The following is a 23,270-nucleotide window of genomic DNA, read 5'->3' on the forward strand; positions in this document are numbered from 1 at the left end:
CCTTATATTAACAAACTTACTTTGTTCCGAGCAGCTTGGGCTTTTCGCGTTTGGGCGCTGCTGTCACTGTAGGGACGAGGACGTCGTCGTAGTTGCGGAACGGAGTGCTCAGAACGATTTCGCGCACGAGAACGCGAGCGTTGTAGTTCTGTTTTTCGAGGTGATCGACCAGGCGCTGCACCGTACATTGGTCGCCGTCCTGCAGCGAACGGCCCAGGGCAAAGCCGAGCATTTTGTTCGTGACGTGACGGAGGAATTCTTCTTTGCGCTGGACTAGAACCTGGCGCAGTTCCACCGGGCCATTGAACTTTTCGCCCGAGGGCAGGGAACCGGTGACGTCGAGCGCTTTGCCATTGGTTTCGGTATCGCGCCAACGTCCCATCCAATCGAAATTTTCCAGGCTATAGCCGATCGGGTCCATCAGATTGTGGCAACTCGAACAGGCGGCGTTCGCGCGATGGTTGGCCAGGATCTGGCGCATCGAAAGGCCCTTCTCCGACTTGGCCGCTTCTTCTAAGGTTGGGATATTCGGCGGCGGCGGTGGGACAGGCGTCCCGAGCAGGGAATCCAGAACCCAAGCTCCACGCAGCACCGGGCTGCCCATTTTGTAGTGAGAGGTCATGGCCAGAACGCTTGCCATTCCGAGGACTCCGGCACGGCGTTCGTCAGGCCACTCGACGCGCTGGAAGGAGTCTGTGAGCGGCGTCTTGACCTTGTCCTCCACCTGGTAGAACTTCGCCAAGCGAGCTGTCATGAACGTGTAGTTTCCGTTCAGAATCTCGAGCAGGCTGCGGCCTCCGTTGAGGATGTGCTGGAAGAACATCACGGGCTCCTCCCGCAGTTGTGCTGCAACCTCGGGCGTGTAGTACTGCTGGAGTTCCGTGAGCAGCGGCACGACGCGGCCGCCGACTTCATTGGTGCCGAGCCATTGGCCAACAAAGGCGTTGGCAAAGGCGCGGGAACGGGGATGGTCAATCATGCGATCAACCTGTTCCGCCAGGACCGCCGGGTCCTGTAGCTTGTTCTGGGCCGCAAGATGGAGGAGTTCTTCATCCGGCATGGTGGACCAAAGGAAGTAAGACAGGCGGGAGGCCATGTCGTATTGGCTGACCGGATGCATGCCTTTCGCGTTGGCCCGCTCTTCTGCCCGGAACAGAAAACGCGGAGAAACTAACACGCCTTTGAGTGCCAGCTTGAGGGACTCCTCATAAGGGCCGCCGCGTTCGGCGGCGCGGTTGAAGATGGCATAGAAGCGATCGACTTCGCTCTTCTCGACCGGGCCTCGGTAGGCCTTGGCGAGGAAGCCAGCCAGCAGCCGTCTGGCGAAGCCATGGGGGTCGATCGGAGCCTCACCTGCTTCGATGCCGAAGAGGCGATGGTGCAGCGCGAGTTTCTCGGCGCTGGGCGGTTCCGGCTTTTGCTCGACCGTGAGGCTGTAGAAATTGACCGGATGGTCCTGGTTCACGATGGTAAAGCGATGAGTGCCGCGGTCGAGATTGGCGATGTGGATCCGTGTCGTGGCGCCGCCGTCGGAGTCGCGCGGGTAATGCAACTGAGAGCCGAGAATGCCATCAACCATGACAGCTACATCGACTGGACGATCTTTGGGACGATCGATCGATACCTTCAGGTTGTACTGACCAGGGACAAAAACTTCCGTCTCAAAGCTCATCTCCTCATTGATCTTGAGCTTGTGTCCCGGCATGAGCTTGCTGAAGTAGGGAGTGTAGACGACGCGATCGAGGATCTTTTGCGCCGCCTCCATGTAGCGTTCGAGCATCATGGGGGGAATGTAGAGTGTTTCGCCGTTGGTATCGAAGCCTGCGCCGCCCGATTCATCGGCAGGGAAGAGATCGCCGACATTGATGTCGATCCCGAAGAGATCCCGAATGGTGTTGTGGTATTCGCGCCGGTTCAAGCGCCGGGGTGGGACGTTGCCTGCAAACTCGCCGGTGCTGCAGGCGGTCTCGCGGAGCCGGTCTTCGATCCAGGTTCCGACGCGGAGCCGGTCCTCTTCACTCAGCTTCGCCGCCGCTACGCCGGGTGGCATGGTGCGGTTGCGAAGCTGAATGGCGACGTCGCGCCAGAGGAGGCGCTTCTTCTCAAGATCGGAAGCCGTTTCCGCCTTCAGGAAATCGATGCGGGAACGGCTATTCGCAGGATTGTGGCAAGCCAGACAATTCTGTTGCAGCACAGGCTTAATCTTGGTTGAGAAGTCGTCTCCCTGCATCAGGGAGACGCTCATTAAGAAAAGTACAATGCTGCGCATCCCACTATCTAAACACTAGCCGGGACTGCTGTCTTGGCCAAATTGCGAAGAACGTAGGGCAGGATGCCGCCGTTGCGGAAATAGATCGCCTCAACTGGGGTGTCGATGCGAACCTTCACCGTGAAGCTCTTGCTGACGCCGTCCGGAGCAGTTGCGATCACCTTCGCCTTCTTCAACCCGCCGACTGCTGCGGAGACGCCTTCAATCGCGAAGGTCTCTGTGCCGGTAAGGCCCAGTGTCTTGCGATCTTCGCCGGGCAGGAATTCGCAAGGCAGAACGCCCATTCCTACCAGGTTGGAGCGATGGATGCGTTCGAAGCTTTCGGCAATCACTGCCTTGACTCCAAGCAGATTGGTGCCCTTGGCGGCCCAGTCGCGTGACGATCCGGAACCGTATTCTTTGCCCGCAATGATGATGAGCGACTTGTGTTCCGCTTTGTACTTCATCGCGGCATCGTAGATGCTCAACTGCTCGCCAGAGGGCAGGTGCTTGGTAAAGCCGCCTTCAACGCCATCGAGCATTTCGTTCTTGAGGCGGACATTGGCAAAGGTACCGCGGGTCATCACTTCGTCGTTGCCGCGGCGTGCGCCGTAGCCGTTGAAATCGACAGGAGCGACGCCCAGGCTCATGAGGTACTTGCCGGCGGGCACGTCCTTCTTGAAGGAACCGGCCGGTGAGATGTGGTCGGTGGTGATCGAATCACCAAGAACGGCCAGCGCGTACATGCCGTTCAAATCCTCGAGCGGCGCATTGGGGTCACGCATGTCCTCGAAGTAGGGCGGATGCTTGATATAGGTCGACTTCGGATCCCAGGCAAAGAGATCGCCAGTGGGAGTCTTCATACTCTTCCACTGTTCGTTGCCTTCAAAGACGCTGGCATATTCGCGAGCGAATTGATCGGCGGTGACGAACTGTCCGACTGCTTCGTTGACTTCCTCCTGGCTCGGCCAGATGTCCTTCAGATAGACGTCTTCGCCATCCTTGCCTTTACCCAGCGGCTCGGTGGTGAGGTCGATATCGACGCGGCCAGCTAGTGCATAAGCAACGACCAGCGGCGGCGAGGCGAGGTAGTTGGCGCGAACCTGCGCATTCACACGGCCTTCGAAGTTACGATTGCCGCTGAGCACGGCGGCCACCACCATGTTGTGGTCGGTGACGGCATGGCTGACCGAATCCGGCAGCGGACCGCTATTGCCGATGCAAGTGGTGCAGCCGTAGCCCACCAGATTGAAGCGCAGGGCATCGAGATAGGGCTGCAGACCGCTGGCATTCAGATACTCAGTCACCACCTTGGATCCGGGGGCCAGAGAACTCTTCACCCAGGGCTTCGACATGAGGCCCTTCTCGATGGCCTTCTTGGCCAGCAATCCGGCGCCGATCATGACGCTCGGGTTCGAGGTGTTGGTGCAGCTTGTGATGGCCGCGATGACGACAGCGCCTTCCGGCATGTCAACCTTCTCACCCTGCATGTTGACCGATGCAACCTTGGGCTCGGGCGTTGTGCTGAGGAAGCTGGCCTTGACGCCAGACAGCGCGATGCGGTCCTGCGGACGCTTCGGCCCGGCGAGCGAGGGCTCGACGCTGGCCAGATCGAGTTCGAGCGTTGCGTTGAACTCCGGCTCCGGCGTGTTCTCTTCGAGGAAAAGACCCTGTTCCTTGTAATAAGCCTCGGCGAGTTCGATGAGGTGCTTGGGACGGTTGGAGAGCCGCATGTAGTCCAGGCTCTTGTTGTCGATCGGGAAGAAGCCGATGGTGGCGCCGTATTCCGGGGCCATGTTCGCGATGGTGGCGCGGTCTGCCAGACTCAGAGCAGGCATGCCCGGGCCATAGAATTCAACAAACTTGCCGACAACGCCCTTCTTGCGCAGAAGCTGGGTGACCATCAATACGAGGTCGGTGGCAGTTGCTCCGGCAGCGAGTTTGCCGTGGAGCTTGAAGCCCACCACTTCGGGCAACAGCATCGACATCGGCTGGCCGAGCATACAGGCCTCGGCTTCAATGCCGCCCACGCCCCAGCCGACAACACCCAGGCCGTTGATCATGGTGGTGTGCGAGTCCGTGCCGACGAGAGTGTCAGGATAAGCCTGCACCACGTCTTTGTCATCATTGACGAAAACCACAGGCGCAAGGTATTCGAGGTTCACCTGGTGAACGATGCCGGTGCCGGGCGGAACCGCACGGAAGTTGCGGAAGGCGGTTTGAGCCCAGCGGAGCAGGGCATAGCGCTCACTGTTGCGCTGGAATTCAAGAAGGACATTGAGGTCGAAAGAGTCCTTGGTGCCGTAATTGTCGACTTGTACGGAGTGGTCAATGACGAGGTCGACGGGGATGAGCGGATTGGCCAGTTTCGGATCCGCGCCCATCTTCTGGAGCGCATCGCGCATCGCAGCGAGATCGACGACGCAAGGCACGCCAGTGAAGTCCTGGAGCAGCACGCGCGCAGGGCGGTAATTGATCTCCTGTGCTGGCGCAGAGAGGTTCCACTGCGAAACGTATTCGATGTCGCTTTTTTTGACCGTAAGGTCATCCTCAAAGCGAAGAAGGTTCTCAATCAGAATGCGGATCGAGACGGGGATGCGCTTCATGTCGAAGCCAACGCGCGATAGCGCGGAGAGGCGATAAATCTCGTAGTCACGGCCGCCGACCGTTAGCGAGGACGCGGCGCCGAAAGAATTCCGATTGCTCATAAGTTGCCAACTCCAGTGTATCGCGCAGGTTATTGCAGGCATTCTGTTGCTATCCTCAGACTGGCTATGACGGACGCCGCCTCTTCCAACCCTTTTCATGATCCGCTTCGCTTTGAAAAGCGAATCCCTCCTTGCTCCGTGCTGATTTTCGGCGCCAATGGCGACCTCACGATGAGGAAGTTGCTGCCGGCACTGTATCGGCTTGCATACGAGCGCAAATTACCAAGCGGCTTCTCGATCGTCGGGAATTCCCGCACTGCGATGACGCACGAACAATTCCGGGAAAAGATGCGCGTCAGTGTAGAAAAATTCATCGAGAATTCTCCCTTCGATGCGGCGCTCTGGGAAGACTTTGCCCGTGGCATCTTCTATATCGCGGGTGACATTTCCGATCCTGCCTGCTACTTGGCGATGAAGCAGCAACTCGATCAGATTGAGAAGGATCGTGGAACAGGTGGCAACGTGTTGTTCTACCTGTCCACCCAGCCGAGTTTCTACGCGAGTGTTGTCGAGCATCTCGGGGCATCCGGTCTCTCCAAGCACGAGGGCGGTGGTTGGCGCCGGGTGGTGATCGAGAAGCCTTTTGGCCACGATCTGGAGAGTGCGCAAGAGTTGAATCGTCGCATCAGTACAGTGTTCAGCGAGCGCGACATTTACCGGATTGACCATTACCTCGGTAAAGAGACTGTGCAGAATGTGTTGGCCTTCCGCTTTGGCAATACGATTTTTGAGCCGCTCTGGAACCGGCAATACATCAGCCATGTGCAGGTGACCGGCGCGGAGAGCATTGGTGTCGAAGGCCGTGGCGCTTATTACCAGGAAGCGGGTGCGCTGCGCGACATGATTCAGAATCATCTGTTGCAGGTGCTGGCGACAGTGACGATGGAGGCGCCCAGCCAGTTTGAGTCCGATACAGTGCGCGATGAGCGTGCCAAGCTGCTGCGGTCAATTAAGATTCTGAAGCCGGATGAAGTGGAAGCGAATGCGGTGAAGGGCCAATACGGCCCCGCCCGGATTGGCAATGAAGATGTGCCGGGCTTCCGCCAGGAGCATGGCGTCAATCCTGAGGCGCAAACGGATACCTACGCTGCTGTCACTTTCTTTATCGACAACTGGCGTTGGGCAGGTGTGCCCTTTTATGTGCGTACGGGCAAGCGTCTGCCCAAGCGCGTGACGGATATCGCGATTCGTTTCCATCCTGCCCCCTTATCGCTGTTCAATAGCGGAGAGATTTCTCCCGCGCCGAATCTTCTGATTCTGCGAATCCAACCGGATGAAGGCATCTCGTTGCGCTTCCAATCGAAGGACCCAGCAGGCGGTGGGATGAAGTTACGGCCGGTCTCGATGGATTTCAACTATGGCTCGAGCTTTGGCACCCGTACGCCTTCCGCCTACGAAACCTTGCTGCTCGATGCACTGGGTGGCGACAGTACGCTGTACACGCGCCAGGACATGGTGGAAGCGAGTTGGCGTGCCGTAGAGCCAATTCTCAATTGTTGGAATAATACAAAGTATAAATTCCCGAACTACGACGCTGGCACCTGGGGGCCAAAAGCTTCCGATGAGATGCTGGCGCGCCGTGGGCATACATGGAGGATTCCATGATCGTTCGACCTGAAGGGCTGCTCAAGGATCTGAGTGGGCTCTGGACTCAACTCGGTAAAGAGGAGACGGAAGGATCGGAGCGTTCGGCAGGTGTTCTTCGCGCGGTCACGATGACCTTTCTCCTCGGAGTGGACGAAGGTGACGACGCGGCCAACGAAGCGCTGGCCACTTTGATGCACGACCGTCCCAGCCGTGCCATCGTGCTGAAGCTGATGAAGGATGACAACGCGGAGTTAACCGGGCGCGCGTTTGCGCAGTGTTGGATGCCTTTCGGACGGCGGCAGCAGATTTGTTGTGAACAGATCGAACTGAGTGCGGGCGCCAAGCACTTTGAAGACACCCTGTCCTTGCTGCGTGGTTTGGTGGCGCCGGACCTTCCTGTGGTGTTCTGGTGTCGCAGTACGAAGTTGTTTGCGCACAGTAGTTTCGCCGAATTAGCTGCTGTATCAGATAAAGTAATTTTGGATTCCCGGTCTCATCCCGATCCTTTGAAGACCGTTCAATTCGTCAACAGCCAGTTGAAGGCGGGCAAGCTCTATGGCGATCTGACCTGGACGAGATTGACGCGTTGGCGCGAAACGGTGGCGACCGTGTTTGACCGTTTGGATTGTAAAACCTTTTTCGACTGCCTGAGCCGGACCGAGATTCAGTACACGCACACCCCAACGCCGATGGCTGTTGGCTATCTGAGTGCGTGGTTTCGCTCCATCTTTGGCGACCGGGTGCCGGTGGAAAAAGTACTGACTGCGCGCGATGTCCCGTGGCAGATCAGTGAGATTCGTTTTGTGACACCGAAAGACGAAGTGACGATCGATCGGATGGACAAGGGGTTAGTGGAATCGCACATCCGCGATTTCCGAACCCGGAGTGTATTTGAGGTGCTGGACGAAACCCGTCTGGTTGCAGAAGAGTTGGCGATCCTTGGCCGCGATCCTATTTTTGCCAAGGCTGTTGAGTTAGCGAGCTTATCGTAATCCATGTTGTCTTACTTAAATGTGCTTTTGAATGCGGAAGATGCGGCTAAGGCCTGCGCTCTCCGAATTGCTGAAATTTTGACTGAGGCAGTGGCTGCCAGAGGGGAAGCGCGATGCGCTTTGTCTGGCGGGTCTTCCCCGAAACTGATGTTTGCCGAACTGGCAAAGCTGCAGATGAACTGGGAGAAAATTTTCCTGTACTGGGTGGATGAGCGGGTGGTTCCGCCCGATCATCCCGACTCAAACTACAAGATGGCGATGGAGTATCTGATTCTGCCGGCCGGTATCCCGATTGAGCATCTGGCTCGCATTGCCGGTGAACGGTATCCAGAAGAAGCTGCGGCGCATTACATCTCTGAGATTCGCGTCGAGTTCCATCTCAAGGAAGGCGAACTTCCCGTTTTCGATCTCATTCATCGCGGCATGGGGCCAGACTCGCACACGGCGAGCCTTTTCCCTGGCGATCCGTTGATCGAAGATGACTACGAAATCGCATCGAATACTTACGTCGAGAAGTTCAATTCGAATCGTGTGACGCTGTTGCCGGGCGTGCTGAAGAAGGCACGGCATACAGTGATTCTGGCTCCAGGCGCCGACAAGGCAGAGGCCTTGCGCGATGTGCTCGAAGGCAAGTCCGACCCAATGAAGCATCCCTGCCAGATTGCGGCGAAGCCGCCCTTCCCGACGGAATGGTTTGTCGACGAAGCGTCGGCCCGCCTGCTCACCAAAAAATCCTGAGAGCTTTTCCGGCCTTGTTCCACTAGTTGAACATTGGTGGAAGCGATCTATCTTGCGCTGGCGTGCTGGATGATTGGCAGTGGCATCGACGATCTGTGGCTGGATTTCTGTTATCTGGTCGGTAGGATCGCGCGGCCGCGCCGGTCTTCCAGCTCAAATCCGTCGTCGACGGCCATACCTCCGGCTGACGATCCGGCTGAGCATCCCGAGTCGTTGATTGCACTTTGGATTCCCGCCTGGCGCGAGGACGCGGTGATTGCGCGCATGATCGCGCATAACACGGCGTCGATTCGATACTCGCGCTATCACATCTTTGCAGGCACCTATCCGAACGACACTGCGACTCTTGAGGTATTGCGGGAACTCGAGAAGCAATTTTCGAACTTGCATGTCAGCCTGGCTCCACACAATGGCCCCACCTCGAAGGCCGACAATCTGAACTGGATCTACCAGAACATGTTGGTCGTGGAGGACCGGATTGGCGAGGAGTTTGACATTGTCGTGATTCACGACAGCGAAGATCTGATCCATCCGGAAGAGTTCCGTTGGCTGAACCACTATTGCCGTGATTATGACTTCGTACAGATTCCGGTTCTGGCCTTGCCGACCCCCTGGTGGGAGTTGACCCATGGCATCTATTGCGATGAGTTTGCCGAAACACAGCAAAAGGATCTGCCCACCCGCAATCGGATGGGGGGCTTTGCACCTTCTTGCGGTGTGGGGACCGGCTATCGGCGCCATGCGCTGGCTTCTCTGGCAGAGGCCGAATCCAACCGATTGTTTGAACCCGATAGCCTGACTGAGGATTACCTGAACGGTCTGCGTATGCACCGGCTTGGCTTGAAGCAGATTTATCTATCTGTCGCCTGGGTCAAGGGGCATCCGGTGGCCACGCGGGAGTTTTTTCCGCGCAAGTTTCGGGCTGCCGTGCGGCAACGGACTCGCTGGGTCACCGGGATTGCGCTGCAAACCTGGCAGAAGGTGGGTTGGAGCAAGGACTGGCGCGAGAATTACTGGCTGTGGCGGGATCGCAAGGGGCTCATCGGGAATCCGCTCAGCCTGCTCTCGAATGGGCTATTGACGGCCAGCGTCGCGGGACTTCTGCCGCAACTGAGTGGCGATCTCCGGCTGGCAATAGTGGCGGGCTTGCTCTTGCAATCGATTCGGATCGCATCGCGGATATATTTTACGGCTCGTGTATATGGAGTCTGTTATGCGCTGCTGGTGCCGGTGCGGATTCCGTGGTCGAATCTGGTCAACACCTTGGCTACCCTTTCGGCACTGGGTTGTTTTGCGCGGGCGCGTTGGCGAAAGGAGCCGCTGCTTTGGCTCAAGACCGAGCACGCCTATCCGAATCGGCAAATGCTGAATCCCTATTCCCGGCGCTTTCATGAAGTTCTCATGGATCTCAAGATGATTCCGCGCACGGAATTGGATGCGGTGGCTGGACGGAAGCCTGCCGGGGTTCGCTTAGGCGAGTATCTGGTGGCAGAGAAGCTTCTGGACTGGGATCAGCTCTATCACGCCCTGAGTGTCCTGTCGTCTTTTCCCAGCGCCCGGATTGCAGTGGAGGAGATCGACATTGAGGCGGCCCGAAGCCTTCCACGGAGCCTCATGTTGCAGGCGAGCCTGCAACCGGTCCGGCGAGGTGCGGAGAGCCTGGTGATTGCGACCTCGGAGATTCCAACGGATGGTCTCGTCGAGACTGTGCGAAAGTTCACAAAACGTGATCCATTCTTTGTTTTAGTGACTCCTGAAAATTTGGAGAAGCTTCGCCTTTATGTCGATGCGCCGCTCGAGCGGCTGGCTGCCTAGGCTGCGGGAAAACAGCCGCGGTGGTGGTATTGCACCAGTCCTTAGTCTGCTTTAGCTCGATTTATCAATCACTTAGAATTGGCATTCTACTTGCTCTACTTAGGGCATGACACACAAACAATTCCTCTTCAGACCAAAGGTCTATACGTTTGTGGCTGCTACCGCTCTCGCTACCTCCATAGCCGCAGGGCAGCAGTCACCGCCCTCGTCGGCTCCTACCCAGGATCCGGCCGGCTGGCGCCGCATGAGTGAGTTCAGCGATGGTCAGACAAATGCTGCACCGGCTCCAGGGCCCGCAGTCCAACAGATGCCGCAGGCAATTCCGGGCCATTTAACCCTACAGCCTGGCACTTACTTCACTATTCGTACCAACCAGCAACTTTCTTCGAATCAGAATCGTCCCGGCGATGAATTTACGGCCACCTTGGTGAAGCCGATTATCGTTGATGGCGTTGTTGTTGCAGACCGTGGCCAGACCGTGGTCGGCCGTGTGACGGATGCGGAGAAGGCTGGCAGGATCAAAGGACAATCGAAACTTGCGATCGAGTTGACACAACTGAGCCTGGTGGATGGAACCCAGGTGCCGGTCCGCTCGACGCTCACCGGTTTCGTCGGTGGCCGCTCGATCGGTCGTGATGTGACGACAGTTGGCGTCCCGACTGGTGTTGGCGCAGCGATCGGTGGAATCGCAGGTGGTGGTGCTGGAGCCGGTATCGGTGCTGGCGCTGGTGCAGCCGCCGGGTTGATTGGTGTCCTTCTGACCCGTGGAAACCCGACCGTCATCTATCCGGAGAGCGTGCTCACCTTCCGGACCGAGATGCCGATCCAGATTTCGACGGAACGTGCGCCACAGGCCTTCCGTGTGGTGCAACAGGGAGATTATGATCAACCGCAGGATCGTCCTCGCATGATGATGCAATCGGATGGTTATACGACGGTTGCTCCCGGTTATGTGGTATCCCCCTACTACTACGGCCTGGGCTTCGGTAGCTACTGGGGTCCGTGGTATGGATACGGTTATGGCCCGGGACTGGGCTTTAGCTACTATGGCGGCCGTGGCGGTTTCCGCGGCGGTGGCTTTGGTGGCGGAGGGTTCCGTGGTGGTGGTTTCCGTGGCGGTGGCCACGGCGGGCGTCGCTAACCTGAGTTAGCGCAAGCTCATCACAGAGCGGATCTCCAGCCGTGGAATGAACGGTAGGATCGTCTGCATGATGCCTCCAGGCAAACTTCCATGCATGGTTGCATTGTGATGGATCCCCGGTAAAGGTGTTCCAAACATACGTGGGCTGTCGAAGCGAGTCTTCGGCAGCCCAATTCCTTCTACAGCTGGAATTTCTGCGCTTCCTAAAATTTCTACTTTGACAATGCGGTCGCAACGGCTCCAGTCGTAGCAGACCGCAAGATTTTTGTGTAGCCAGTGAATTCGATTTGCATTCTGAATGCCAGCCTCGCGCTGGCATTTCTGCCAGATGTCTTCTGTGAACCACCAGATGCCGCCTGGACTTCCCGGGCCCTGGCTGTTGGCCGCGCGATACAGACTCACGCCATTGAGCAGCTTGAATGCAAGGGTAGATTCTTGGACTGCCATTCTGGAGCGGATATCGCCTGCAAAGAGCTTGGATCGCATGGTGGCAACATTCTTGAGGTCGCTTTTCTGCGAGCCATTTAAGGTGGTGAAGTTCAGAGAAGGCGAGGAAGTGATGCCCGCCTCCCGAAGCAGATCAACATAGGCAGAGTCATAGTGCAGCCTTGAGAAGTACTTCGTGCTCAGGGCGTCGGCAAGTTGCGATTCAATTTGGGACCACATCCAGGAAAGCGTCTCGCCACTCAGCTTTGGTCCATGAAACTAGTCGAGCAGCTTTACGGAAACCACCAGGATGAGCGAAGTGTCCTTCACCGTCGCATTGACCTTTCCGACCACCACCTGCTGGCCGGGTTTGACATCGAGAGCGGTGAGGATGTTGACTTCACGATAATCGTACTTATCCTTCTCTATCGGATTCTGATAAGGAACCCGGCCCGAAAATCTGAGCTTGTCCAGATGCACTACCTTCCCCTCAACGCTCAGCTTGCTTTGGAACTGGTAGAGCGGGAAGGCACTCACGGGAACTTCCGGCCAGGAGAGTACCCCCATGACTTCCACTGAATTGCCGGAGCGGACGGTGGCGATCTGGGTTTCGATCACTCGGAAACTCTTCAGCGCCGTCAGTTGCTTCAATTGATTGACCACCGGGTCCAGGCTAGACGGCACGCTGCTCGATTCATTTCCCGTTGTCGCAAGCAGAACCTGCAGCGTCAACTCGACATTGCGGTCTCGCTGCACGATTGCCTGCGTACCAGGCTTATAGTAACGGCGAATCAATTGCTCCGCCGCGTCGACGTCTTTCTTACTCGGTCCGGTCAGCGAGATCAGTTTCAGTAAAGGCTCGACCTGCATCACGACTGGCCGGATCAGCGGGCCAAAGGAGTGGATCTGGTTTGTGCTATCAGGCTCGTATTCAATGACGGTGTGATAGCTCGCCTGGGTCGACACTTGCGGCTCGGCTGCGGCCGCAGGCGGGGGTGCCGGAGCATTCTGTTGTCCAAGCAGCAACATGGGAAAGAGAAAGAGGGCAATGCGTTTCATTCCAAACTCCAATAGATGATGACGTTCTTGTCTGTGGACGCGAGTTGGATCGTGTCCTGGTCGAATGGTGTCGCTACGTGCTTCGGACGGGGGGCACGACGCGAAATGGGTGCTGCAACAACAGGCGGCGCGAGGATGAGGTCTGGAACTGCAATCAGAGCCTCGCCCGGGGCCGGGAGGAGAATCTCCGTCTCACGGATGCTGGTCAACTGCCAGGCGCCCAGCACTAAGGCGGCGGCGAGAGTCCAGCGCGTGATGCGCCGCCGCCGGATGCTGGCGTGGACGCGCTGCCGCAAGCGGTCGAGATGTTTCTGCGGTGGTGCTTCGCGAGCCAGCCTTCCGAGCAGTAGTTCTAGCTCATCCATAGCTTCAATTTCTCCTTAGCGCGATGGATCGCACTGCGTACATTCTCTTCGCTGCACTCGAGGATGACGGCCACCTCACGGCTGTTGAGGCCCTCCAGGTCGCGCAGAATCAGACAAGCCCGCTCCCGCTCCGGGAGCCTGGCGATCAGTCTGGCCAGGCGCGATTCGCGTTGCTGCTGGGTGTGTTGCTCCTCAGGCGACGGACTCAGCGAGACAAGCAGTTCCAACTCTCCCCCCAGCGGTTTTCGCCGCCGAATCTGATCGAGGCAGAGATTCACCGTCACCCGGTAGAGCCAGGCGGAAAGAGGCTGCTCGGCCGGAAGACTGCGTAGACTCTGATGCAAGCGCAGAAAGACTTCCTGGCTGACATCCTCGGCGTCGGCCGGCGAACCAAGCATGCGCCAGGCTGTGCGGAAGACCAATGCCTGGTATCGCTGCATCCAATCCTCAAAAGAGGGGGTAGCGTTGGCGGCAAGGGCTACTTCGATAGGGGCACTGATCTCAAACATCGCGCTTCTGAAGGGAGAACGCGCGTATGCCCGCAAGTGTTGACAGGAAATTTAGAGCAGCGCCAGAATTCTGTGCGAATTCCTGCGATTCTTGCCGGAATGCTGTTTGCGGCGCAGGAAAGCATTCACCTCATTCAAGCTCGCGAAGTAGCCGACAAAGCCATCGAGGCCGCGCCGGGGAGCCTTGCGTTGCGGTGAGAAATCGCGGGCTTGGAAGAGTCCCTGATCGCCAATGATGCCGGTTCCCATCGGACGATATTCGTGCGTTCCGGCGCAGAGCAGAAGTGGTTTTTGATGCCAGAGAGCGAAGCCCATTCGCTGATAGTATAAAGGGCGAATGACCAGACGTGATCTCCTCGGGAGCGCTGCCCTCGCTACCCCCTTCTTCCTCCAGGCTCAAGTGAAACCTCGTTCCGGACGGCTCAAACAAGGAATTTGTGGCGGTGTCCTCGGACGTGGCTTCGATCTGGACGCCCGTTGCAAGGTTGCTGCTGAGCTTGGCGTGACTGGTCACGATCTGCTTGGCCCGAAAGATTGGCCTACGCTGAAGAAGTATGGTCTGATTCCGACGATGGTGCCAGGAATCGGCACCCTCATGCACAATTCCAGCGACCTATCGCGCCACGATGAGCTCGAAAAGCAGGCGATCGAAGTGATTCGGAATGCGGCCGAAGTGAAGGCTCCGAATGTCATTCTGCTGGCGGGCAACAAGTGGGGGCAGAGCAGTGAGCGTTGTCTTGAGAACAATGCAAAGTTTGGCAAGCGAATCATCAAGCGTGCGGAAGACGCAGGGATCACGCTTTGTCTCGAACTGCTCAATAGCAAAGTGAATCACCCCGACTATGCCTGCGACAGCACGGCTTATGGGGTTGAGGTGTGCAAGCGGGTCGGCTCCCCGCGCTTCAAACTATTGTTTGACATCTATCACATGCAAATCATGGAGGGTGATATCATCCGCACCATCCAGCAGAATATTGCCTATATTGGACACTTCCACACGGCCGGGAATCCGGGGCGTTTCGAGTTTGACTCGGAGACGCAGGAGATGAACTATCGCGGAATCGCGCGCGCGATTGCCGACACGGGATACCAGGGTTGGGTGAGTCACGAATACAGCCCTCGCCAGGGCTCGGATCCCGTGAAGACTCTCGACGCGATGCTGAAGATCTGCGAAGTCTAGGCGATCAAGACCGTCGGCGCGCCCAATATCACTTGGCCACCATGCGCAGTGTTGCTGGTGATCCGGGTGGCGGGCGTGCCTCCAATGAGGACCGTCGGCGAACCAACCACCACCGAATCCGGCGGCCCCACACAGACGCACATATCGCCGACATGTGATTGTGGCAAGCCGACGGTGAGGACAGTTGGAACCCCCGGGGAGACAATCGGGCCTCCCACGTGTGGAATGGGCGGCGTGCCCGGCGTCACCATGGGACAAATGTGATTATCAGTCAGTCGGGATGCAGGGAAGCCCATCAGATTCTCCTAGCTGTATTGAGACCACAAATTGATGCGGTTGGCGACTTCAAAAGACTGTGCCAGATATTCTTTTGCCGTCACATCCGGTTTCTCGGGATCGGGGGAATACGCGGCTCCGACGACCGCCGCCGCAATGAACTTAGAAGACATATAGGGAATCGCCGGGGATTTATTTCCGGTCACCGGGTCCTCCAACTCTCCCAGGAACGCAATCGCTTCCAATACGCACTGGGGCGGGGAACCCGATGGAATCAAGGCTGCGTAATCGCGGGCTGCAAATCGATTCTCGTCGGTTGGCTTGGCAATCCAGGTTTCGGCTACTTGCAAGGCCTGGATTTCTTCCGGAGTTGCCGTTGGGAGCACCGCCTTGCGAGCGCAGAACCAAGCCCACCAGACCCCCTCACGAGGCGGAATGGCGTGGCTCATATAGTTCAAGGCTGGCATCCAGAGATTGTTCTGCACCAGCAACTCCGCGTAATGCCGTGCGTCTTGGGCGTGCGGCAGATAGTGCGTTGCTGGCGGCTTCAGCATGGCGTACTTCACGATGTCAGAGGTGGTCTTGGCGATCATCTCATTTTCCTAATTGATCTTGATCATCGGCGCAGTCAGCGACATGGTAGCGGGGCCCATGGAGGTGCTGGCAGCAGCGGCCTTCAGATCAATCATCGTTGGCTGCATGGTGATGGTGGATGCGCCAATCTTGAGTTCGATCTTCGTCGGAGTCAACGTGATGCTGGAGGCTCCACATTCCATCTTGATCTCCTGTGCCGCTTTCTCGCTGATCTTACCAGCAGAACACTCGAGCTTGTGATTGCCCATGGAAATCACATTGCTGCTATTTCCCTTGCTCACCGTAATGTCGCGATTGCCGGTTTCGACCGTCGTCTTCTGGTTGCCCTTATTCAGTAAAGTGATCTGATCGCTGTCGCGAACGGTAATGGTGTGCTTGTTCTCGATGTATTCGTCGAAGTCCTTCTGGGCATGCAGATAGATCTGCTCGCTGCCCTTCTTGTCCTCAAAGCGAAACTCATTGAAATCATCGGAACCGCCCTTGGGCGTCGAGCGGGACTTGATGCCTGATTGGGTTTGATTGTCGGGCAATCCATAGGGCGGCATCTGCTGGTCGTTGTAGACGCGGCCTGTGATGATGGGCCGATCCGGATCGCCTTCGAGAAAGCTGACGATCACTTCCTGCCCGATGCGCGGAATCGAGATCTGCCCCCATTGTCCACCGGACCAGGCATTGGAGCTTCGGATCCAGAACGATGAATTCTCATCGCGTTTGCCCAGCCGGTCCCAATGGAACTGGACTTTCACCCGGCCATATTTATCGCAATAGATCTCGTTGCCTTTCGGCCCGCAGACAATTGCGGTCTGGATCCCGTGGATCATTGGTTTCGGGTGACGGCGCGGAGGCCGGTAAGCGACTTTGTACGGAATGGCCGAGACATTAAAACTGGCCGTGGAGCCGTCATCGCCCGCTTCATTGCCAACAATGTTCTGGCGGCAGGAGAAGCTCAGACCGAGAACAATGTAGGACGTGTTGGCTTTTGCGTCGAAATGGTTTTCGACTTCAAACCTGTAACCAGGCATCAGCAGGGTGGTGATGGTGTGTGCCTGGATGATGCGCAGCCGTGCTTCCTGCTCTTCGAGCCGTAATTTCGCATAGCGCTCACCATCGGCTTTATTGTTATAGAGCCCTGGGTAGTCGTAGATTTCCGCCTTCACCTTTCCCTTGGTCGAAGCAGTCAGGTCGACGCTGCTCTTCTCAAAGTTGAAGTCCTGGAAAGTCATCTTGCCGGTGTAGATTTCGACGTCCTGTTCGAGATGATCTAACACGCCACCCGCTGCTCCGGAAAGGGTGCCCTTGGCGTAGGGAAATTTATACTCATGCGGACAGTTGCGCGTGGCGGAATTCTGGTCAGTGAGGATGAGGTTGTGCTTGCTCTCACTGTGTTCAAACCAATAGAAGATGCCTTCTTCTTCGAGCAGCCGGGAGATGAAGTTAAAACTCGATTCCCGGTATTGCACGGTGAACTCCCGCTTAGGAAGCTTGGCCTGCACCTTGAAGGTGAAATCACTATAGCCGTGCTCAGAAAAGACTTTCTTGATGATCTCGACCGCATCCATATTCTGGAAGTGCCGGCAGTCCGATTCGAGCGTCAAGAACCAGAGCCAGGGGACAAAAGTAGCTTCCCAGTAGTAGACCGGAGTTTGTTCGTTATCCTGCCCCAGTAACTTAGTTTTCTGGATAATGCCATGGATGACACGTGCAGGTGTCGATTGGCGCCGGAGCGTGACCAGGATTGGCTTTCGCAGCAAATCCTCGTCGTCGATTGATTTATCCTCAGTGGCCATCGTGATCCGGAAGCTGTACGTGTGAGAGACGTATTCGCTGCCGTCGAGGCTCATCAAGACGAACTTGTCTTTCCCAAGATGGGGGACAAGAACCTCATAGGGGCGGTCCTGTTGCTTCAGTGGCATATCGGCGATTCTTTAGTCTACAGATATAGCGTCAATGGCGGGGGTATCGGGTCACTGACTGATAGAAGAGATGGGAGAGGACCTCTGGTGTGAGGCCCTCTCCCATCGTGATTCTAGTTGTGAAACGGTTGATTCTACTAGTTGTAAAGGAAGTTGCCGTCCTCGCCAACGACGATCGCAATCTGCTCCGGACGTACGCCTTCTGCCATCATTCCGAGCAGGCGGCGGCTGATATCGGGCAGCACGGTGTTTGTCAGGATGTTGTCGACATTCCGGGCGCCGGATTCGACTTCCGTGCAGCGTGAGGCCACCGCATTGATGACGTCTTCCCCGGCCACCAGCTTGATCTTGTGCGTGGCCAGCAAGCGCTTCTGGATCTTGCTCAGCTTTAGCTTCACAATTGTCTTCAGCACCTCATCGCGCACAGGGTAATACGGGATGAGAACCATACGGCCGAGGAATGCCGGCTTGAACACCTTATCGAGTTCCGGTTTCATGGCCTGGATGATGCCGTCGGGTGAGGGAGCGGTCTCCGGATCGGCAACCAGCTTCATCAGTGTATCGGTGGCCGCGTTGGAGGTGAGAATGATCACGCTGTTCCGGAAGATAATCTCGCGGCCTTCGCCGTCTTCCATGCGGCCCTTATCAAAGACCTGGAAGAACAATTCAAGAACATCCGGATGCGCCTTCTCGACTTCGTCCAGCAGCACAACGGAGTAGGGACGGCGGCGTACGGCTTCCGTCAGAACACCGCCCTCACCATAGCCGACATATCCGGGAGGCGAACCCTTCAAGGTGGAGACCGTATGCGCCTCCTGGAACTCGCTCATGTTGATGGTAATGATGTTGTCCTCACCGCCAAAGAGCATGTCTGAAATGGCGAGCGCCGTCTCCGTTTTGCCGACACCCGAGGGGCCAACAAGCATGAAGACCCCGACGGGCTTGACCGGATCGTCCATGCCTGCCTTGGAGGTGCGGACGCGTTCGGCAATCGCGCGCATGGCGTGATCCTGACCAATGACACGAGCACAAAGATGCTTCTCGAGCTCGAGCACCGTCGTGATCTCGTCCTTGAGCATCTTGCCAATGGGAATCCCGGTCCAGGCTGCAATCACTTCTCCAACGACCTGGGCATCGACGGAGACGCGCATGAGCGGATTCTCGCCCTGGAGCGTTTCCAGTTCCTTCGTCTTCTCCCCGATCTTGGTGCGAAGCTCCTCTTTATTGATGCCTTCGGCATTCGCCATGATTTGATCGCGCATTTCGCGGATCTCGGTGACGAGCTTGCCTTCGGCTTCCCAACGGTCCTTCAGCGTCTTCAGCTTGGCTTCGGCCGCTTCCTTCTTCACGGCGATTTCGGCGATGCGCTCTGCGTGATCGGTACCGATGTCGGTTTCGCGATTCAGGACACGGGTTTGTACGTCGTAGTCGTCAATCTCGCGCTGCACGGCTTCGACGGCAGTCGGTACTGAGTTCTGACCGAGCGCAAGACGGGCGCAGGCGGTATCGAGAACACTGACCGCTTTATCCGGCAGTTGACGATCCGGCAGATAGCGATGAGAGAGCTTGACGGCTGCGGCCAGACCCTCGTCGAGAATCAGCACATTGTGGTGCTTCTCGAGCATGGGCAGAATGCCGCGGAGCATGAGCTGGCAATTGTATTCGCTGGGCTCTTCCACCTTGACCAACTGGAAGCGGCGGGCCAGCGCCGGGTCCTTCTCAAAGTACTTCTTATACTCGGCCCAGGTGGTTGCGGCGAGAGTGCGCAGTTCGCCACGCGCGAGAGCGGGTTTCAGGAGATTGGCCGCGTCGTTCTGTCCGGCCTGGCCACCAGCACCAATCATCGTGTGCGCTTCATCGATAAAGAGAATGATCGGCGTCGGGGATCTCTTGACTTCATCGATCAAGCCCTTGAGCCGGTTCTCAAACTCGCCCTTGACGCTCGCGCCTGCCTGTAAGAGAGCGAGGTCGAGCGTACGAAGGGTGATGTTCTTCAGTGGAGGAGGCACGTCGCCCTGCACGATGCGCAGCGCCAGGCCTTCGACGACGGCGGTCTTGCCAACGCCGGCTTCGCCCACCAGGATCGGATTGTTCTGGCGGCGGCGCGTCAGGATGTCGACCACTTGGCGGATTTCAAAATCACGCGCCAGGACGCTGTCGATCTTGCCGTTCTTCGCGTTCTCGGTGAGATTGATCGTGTACGCATCGAGATTCGGCGACTTCGATGCCGGATTCACCTTGGGTGCGCCGTCGGGGCCGGGAGCACTGGCCGAGGCGGTAGCCCCACCCTCGCCGAGCTCCACCATCTCGGATTCCTCATAGGAGGAGCCGCAGATGCCGGTGAAGTTATCCTTCAGGCTCTTCGGATCAATCTTCTTGAATTCCTTCGAGACATCACCCATCAGCCGAACCAGTTCGTCATTCTGCGTCAGGGCAATGATGCAGTAGCCGGTGCGGACATTGCCGGTGTCAAAATCAAGCGAGGCCGTCGACCAGGCTTCGCTCAACATCTTCACGAGTGTTGGCGCGAGTGTGGGCGTACGGGCGTTGCCACTTTTCAGCTTGTCGAGCGACGCGGTCAGTTGCGCTGAGAGCTTTGCCTTGTCGACGTCGAATGCCTTCACAATGGCGGCGAAATCACCCCCGGCATGCTCCAGCAGCTTCATAAGAAAATGTTCAATTTCGACGTCATAGTGCGTCCGCTGGAGGCAGAAGCCGGCGGCCGCCTGCAGCGTATTGCGTGTGGTGTCGTTCAACTTACCGATCAGAGATTTCAGATTCACGCTCATAAGGGTTCCTCCGGGAGAGTTTGTCTAATTCAAAAGAAATACGGTGTCGCCGGGATCTTCCGTCCGGGCCGCTCCCAGGTTCATCCAGGTAAGCCAGCCCAACATCGGCGGAGATTCCGAGTCTATCCCAAGTTGGCACTTGGGCACATTGCTACGGTCGAGGATCAACTGCACCTCGAAAATCAGCTCCCCATTCGTAAAGAAGCGGGTCACTGCCTCGAGTGGCTGATAAGCTGCGCCACCCGGAAGAAAGTCTTTGTACTGGTCCAGGCTCAATGGACCCACCTGGATCTTGGCACGCGAAGCCCGATCCCAAACCGCATCGCCAACAACGACTCCAAAGCCCAATTGCTCGGCATCGGTGGCCGGGTCGGCAAACTGGCAGATGTCCTGGGGCGACAAGGGATACCAGGAACCTCCAAACTCTTCCACTCGAATTGGGACATCGAAATAATCACTTAAAAACTGCTCTAAGGCCAATGCCGAGCGGGGTTGCAGCGCCAACAGGCCGGTGTAGAAGATGAGCGAGGTATCGCTCACAGCCTGCCGGTTGGTCAGGCCGGGGGTACCCAGGCCAAGAAAGTCGAGCAGGTAGCCTGACATCCGGTCTTGCTCATCGCGCTCATAGGTGACCCAGAAGCGATACTTCTCCCAGGCCTGGTAGAACAGCGAAATGATCCGGTGATGGAAGAGATCAAAGAACTCCAGCATCGTGCGATCCCGGGCGCGCAGACGCTCGTTCACAAAGTCGGAGTACACCAGCGGCAGAACGCCGGATGCGCCCACCAAACCCATAAAGTTGACGCGCATCATCGGGGGCTGCCAGGCGAACTTTTCGTCATTGAATTTCGGCCATTCCAGATCGTGGATCTGTGAGGGCGGAAACCAATATGCCGGGTTCACCCCAAAGCGGACCACCTCATCTTTCGGGCTCTTGGGGAAGAGGCCGGGCGGATGCAGTCCATTGCCCAGACGTGAAAGCAGACGGACGGCCTGGAAGAACTGTACTGTCCCAGGCTTGTCTCCAAACAGATCCTCGATCCAGTGGCGGCGCAACTCGAGCGGATACTCGGGCAGCCGGGCTGGTGAATCTAGATCAGGATCTTCTGTCCAGCGCGTGGTGGCCATTGGCGCAGAGGCTCCTTTCTCTGCGCGGTCCGCGCGGTCAACTGGCTGAAGCTGTTCAGTGACGCATAGTTGGCCAGAAAGCGCTCGAGCACGGCTGCAAACAAGTACACGCCGCCGCCGACAAACTGTTCTTCATCAAATTCAATTTCCACATCAAACCCACGCGCAAAAGCGATGCCATCATCGGACACCAAACGCGCAAATTTTCGCTTCGACTTTAGTTGTTGAATCCCACTAATCACCCGTTCGCTATAAGGTGAGTTCGTAATGTTGTAGAGATTGAGAATCTGCTGCAGCGCCTCTTTGCCTTCTTCCACCAGGGAGAGATAGTTCAGAGAAAGATGTGACACCAAACGCCAGTAGATATTCTTGCCGATCGCGGGGCGCAGAGTCGCGGTGGGCTTGCGGAGTGCGATGATGCGCTTGAGCGGTGCGCTCAATTCCAGCTCAAAATCCCCAGTCTCGTTTCCGAATGGCAGGCGGGATGGCAAATCACGGTTGGTGCAAAATGTTTTGACGGTGACCGAATCCATTTTGGGATGGATCGGCCGAAATGACAGGTCGACGAGTGACAGGTACATGTCTGTCCCGTCGTCGTTGGCTCGTGGCGAGGCGCGGCGCGAGGCCAGATAGAAAGTCTGCTGCTTCTGCGAGAGCTGCGCGTGGCGGATGGAATAGAACGGCTCGTAGGTCACCATCGTCTGCTGGTCGAGATCGATCGAGTTCACCTCGACGATGGAATGGATCTCGAGTGCATTCATCCGGCGGACGTCCGGCACGATCGCGTACTCGGGCTTCTTCTGGTCGAGCAGGATGGGTTCGCAGGTTTGGGGAAACAGGTTGATGATCGGCGTTGCTGCAGTACGGAAACTACTCGCATTGACGCCATTCTCGAGGCGCAATCGCGTCTCCTCAGAATCGATCCGCGAGATCAGGAAGACGACTTCGAATTCATTCTGGAATCCATGCGCCAGCACCTCCTCGAGGTTGCCGAGTTCAAGAAAGAAGAACTTCTCCGGAAACGCGAAGAATTCCTGCAACATGCGATAAGCCAGGAAGGACCTGCCGGGATAATCAAGGACTCCCTCGTCCTTTTCAAAGCCCATGGGCCGCAGCGAGGAAACAGGGATCTCGATGGGTTGCTGCCGCGGCTCCTTCGGGTTCCGAACAAGGATGCGTGTGACGCGAGAGCAGAGCACTTCGTACAGCGAATGGATGGTTGCCGATTCGCCATTGAGGTAAAGCTGCAGCTTATCGAGCTTGAGCTGCGATAGATTGACGTCGCCCGGCGCTGTGAAGCGAACCGGGATCGCATACTGTGCATCGGTGGCCTTCAAGGCAGGGCGCAAACGGTCAGGAGTGGCAAACTCTGCCGATGCAGCGGTGACCGGATAGAGAGTGAGGTCGTAGCAGGTGCGGAACTTGCATGGGACACCCTGGACGGCCTTGGAGTAGAGGATGGAGCCGGCAGGCACAAGAAGCCCCTGATCGAGCCTGCCTTTCTCGGGATCGAGTTCAAACTCGACAATCGACATTGATGGAATCGGTCGAATGAAGTGCGGGTAGACGATGCCGAGAATTGCTTCCGTGAGTTCTGGAAACTCGTCGTCAATCTTGAGGTGAACACGGGCAGCGAGAAACGCAAAAGATTCGAGCAGACGCTCGACATGCGGATCTTCGCATTTGTCCCCTTCGAGGACCAGGCGCGAGGCAATCTTGGGATAGCGCTCCGCAAAATCCGCGGCCATCTGGCGAATGTAGTTCAGCTCGCGTTCGTAATAGAGCAGGAGATCGTCGCGCAT

19 protein-coding genes are annotated in these 23,270 nt (G+C 57.1%); 6 read left to right on the forward strand and 13 right to left on the reverse strand.

What is annotated here, in order from left to right; translation table 11 throughout:
- Nucleotides 1–16: 16 nt before the first annotated feature.
- Both M017_RS0122630 and acnA read right to left on the reverse strand, forming a co-directional pair.
- Complete coding sequence (locus M017_RS0122630; RefSeq protein WP_238326015.1) at nt 17–2,245, reverse strand: DUF1592 domain-containing protein; 2,229 nt, start codon at nt 2,243–2,245, stop codon at nt 17–19.
- A 32-nt stretch (nt 2,246–2,277) separates the two neighbouring features.
- Nucleotides 2,278–4,956: an aconitate hydratase AcnA gene (gene acnA / locus M017_RS0122635; protein ID WP_031500503.1), complete on the reverse strand. Its 2,679-nt coding sequence runs from the start codon at nt 4,954–4,956 to the stop codon at nt 2,278–2,280.
- A gap of 66 nt (nt 4,957–5,022) precedes the next feature.
- Between acnA and zwf the strand changes: the two genes are divergently transcribed.
- The 5 genes from zwf to M017_RS28200 all read left to right on the forward strand — a co-directional run bounded on the left by zwf (nt 5,023) and on the right by M017_RS28200 (nt 11,229).
- A complete protein-coding gene (gene zwf / locus M017_RS0122640; protein WP_031500505.1) occupies nt 5,023–6,561 on the forward strand; it encodes a glucose-6-phosphate dehydrogenase in 1,539 nt (512 codons plus the stop codon).
- The gene (locus tag M017_RS0122645; RefSeq protein WP_162180016.1) at nt 6,558–7,535 is read left to right on the forward strand and encodes a glucose-6-phosphate dehydrogenase assembly protein OpcA; all 978 of its coding nucleotides are present in this window, start codon (nt 6,558–6,560) and stop codon (nt 7,533–7,535) included. Before zwf ends, M017_RS0122645 begins: the two co-directional genes overlap by 4 nt.
- A 3-nt stretch (nt 7,536–7,538) precedes the next feature.
- A complete protein-coding gene (gene pgl / locus M017_RS0122650; protein ID WP_031500508.1) occupies nt 7,539–8,273 on the forward strand; it encodes a 6-phosphogluconolactonase in 735 nt (244 codons plus the stop codon).
- A gap of 36 nt (nt 8,274–8,309) precedes the next feature.
- Nucleotides 8,310–10,088, forward strand: a complete 1,779-nt coding sequence (locus tag M017_RS0122655) for a glycosyl transferase family protein (RefSeq protein ID WP_155121573.1) — start codon at nt 8,310–8,312, stop codon at nt 10,086–10,088.
- 106 nt (nt 10,089–10,194) lie between these two features.
- Complete coding sequence (locus M017_RS28200) at nt 10,195–11,229, forward strand: hypothetical protein (RefSeq protein ID WP_155121574.1); 1,035 nt, start codon at nt 10,195–10,197, stop codon at nt 11,227–11,229.
- Between the two features lie 6 nt (nt 11,230–11,235).
- Here M017_RS28200 and M017_RS0122665 read toward each other — a convergent pair whose 3' ends face one another.
- The 5 genes from M017_RS0122665 to M017_RS0122685 are packed head-to-tail and all read right to left on the reverse strand — an operon-like array spanning nt 11,236 to nt 13,903.
- Entirely contained in the window at nt 11,236–11,895 is a 660-nt protein-coding gene (locus M017_RS0122665; protein WP_031500513.1) for a hypothetical protein, read from the reverse strand.
- A gap of 39 nt (nt 11,896–11,934) precedes the next feature.
- Nucleotides 11,935–12,714, reverse strand: coding sequence for a hypothetical protein (locus M017_RS0122670; protein ID WP_031500515.1), 780 nt, complete (start codon nt 12,712–12,714; stop codon nt 11,935–11,937).
- Nucleotides 12,711–13,079: a hypothetical protein gene (locus M017_RS0122675; RefSeq protein ID WP_031500517.1), complete on the reverse strand. Its 369-nt coding sequence runs from the start codon at nt 13,077–13,079 to the stop codon at nt 12,711–12,713. Before M017_RS0122675 ends, M017_RS0122670 begins: the two co-directional genes overlap by 4 nt.
- Nucleotides 13,067–13,588 carry an RNA polymerase sigma factor gene (locus M017_RS0122680; RefSeq protein WP_035958782.1) on the reverse strand — a complete coding sequence of 174 codons (522 nt, stop codon included), beginning with the start codon at nt 13,586–13,588 and terminating at the stop codon, nt 13,067–13,069. Before M017_RS0122680 ends, M017_RS0122675 begins: the two co-directional genes overlap by 13 nt.
- A 51-nt stretch (nt 13,589–13,639) precedes the next feature.
- Nucleotides 13,640–13,903 (reverse strand): hypothetical protein, encoded by a 264-nt coding sequence (locus M017_RS0122685; RefSeq protein ID WP_031500521.1) that lies wholly within the window; start codon nt 13,901–13,903, stop codon nt 13,640–13,642.
- Between the two features lie 22 nt (nt 13,904–13,925).
- Here M017_RS0122685 and M017_RS0122690 point away from each other — a divergent pair, with 22 nt between their 5' ends.
- Nucleotides 13,926–14,768: a hydroxypyruvate isomerase family protein gene (locus tag M017_RS0122690; protein WP_031500523.1), complete on the forward strand. Its 843-nt coding sequence runs from the start codon at nt 13,926–13,928 to the stop codon at nt 14,766–14,768.
- Here the strand turns inward: M017_RS0122690 and M017_RS0122695 are convergent.
- The 6 genes from M017_RS0122695 to tssF all read right to left on the reverse strand — a co-directional run bounded on the left by M017_RS0122695 (nt 14,765) and on the right by tssF (nt 23,270).
- On the reverse strand, nt 14,765–15,064 hold the full coding sequence (locus M017_RS0122695) for a PAAR domain-containing protein (RefSeq protein ID WP_031500524.1): 300 nt from the start codon (nt 15,062–15,064) through the stop codon (nt 14,765–14,767). The two genes, M017_RS0122690 and M017_RS0122695, sit on opposite strands and share 4 nt — an antisense overlap.
- A gap of 9 nt (nt 15,065–15,073) precedes the next feature.
- On the reverse strand, nt 15,074–15,637 hold the full coding sequence (locus M017_RS0122700) for a DUF6931 family protein (protein ID WP_031500526.1): 564 nt from the start codon (nt 15,635–15,637) through the stop codon (nt 15,074–15,076).
- A gap of 9 nt (nt 15,638–15,646) precedes the next feature.
- The gene (locus M017_RS0122705; protein WP_051670754.1) at nt 15,647–17,551 is read right to left on the reverse strand and encodes a type VI secretion system Vgr family protein; all 1,905 of its coding nucleotides are present in this window, start codon (nt 17,549–17,551) and stop codon (nt 15,647–15,649) included.
- A 137-nt stretch (nt 17,552–17,688) separates the two neighbouring features.
- Nucleotides 17,689–20,340, reverse strand: coding sequence for a type VI secretion system ATPase TssH (gene tssH, locus M017_RS0122710; protein WP_031500529.1), 2,652 nt, complete (start codon nt 20,338–20,340; stop codon nt 17,689–17,691).
- A 24-nt stretch (nt 20,341–20,364) separates the two neighbouring features.
- Nucleotides 20,365–21,468: a type VI secretion system baseplate subunit TssG gene (tssG, locus tag M017_RS0122715; RefSeq protein WP_080508103.1), complete on the reverse strand. Its 1,104-nt coding sequence runs from the start codon at nt 21,466–21,468 to the stop codon at nt 20,365–20,367.
- The gene (tssF, locus tag M017_RS0122720; RefSeq protein ID WP_031500531.1) at nt 21,432–23,270 is read right to left on the reverse strand and encodes a type VI secretion system baseplate subunit TssF; all 1,839 of its coding nucleotides are present in this window, start codon (nt 23,268–23,270) and stop codon (nt 21,432–21,434) included. Before tssF ends, tssG begins: the two co-directional genes overlap by 37 nt.

The organism is Bryobacter aggregatus MPL3, assembly GCF_000702445.1.
In the GTDB taxonomy this organism is placed as follows: domain Bacteria; phylum Acidobacteriota; class Terriglobia; order Bryobacterales; family Bryobacteraceae; genus Bryobacter; species Bryobacter aggregatus.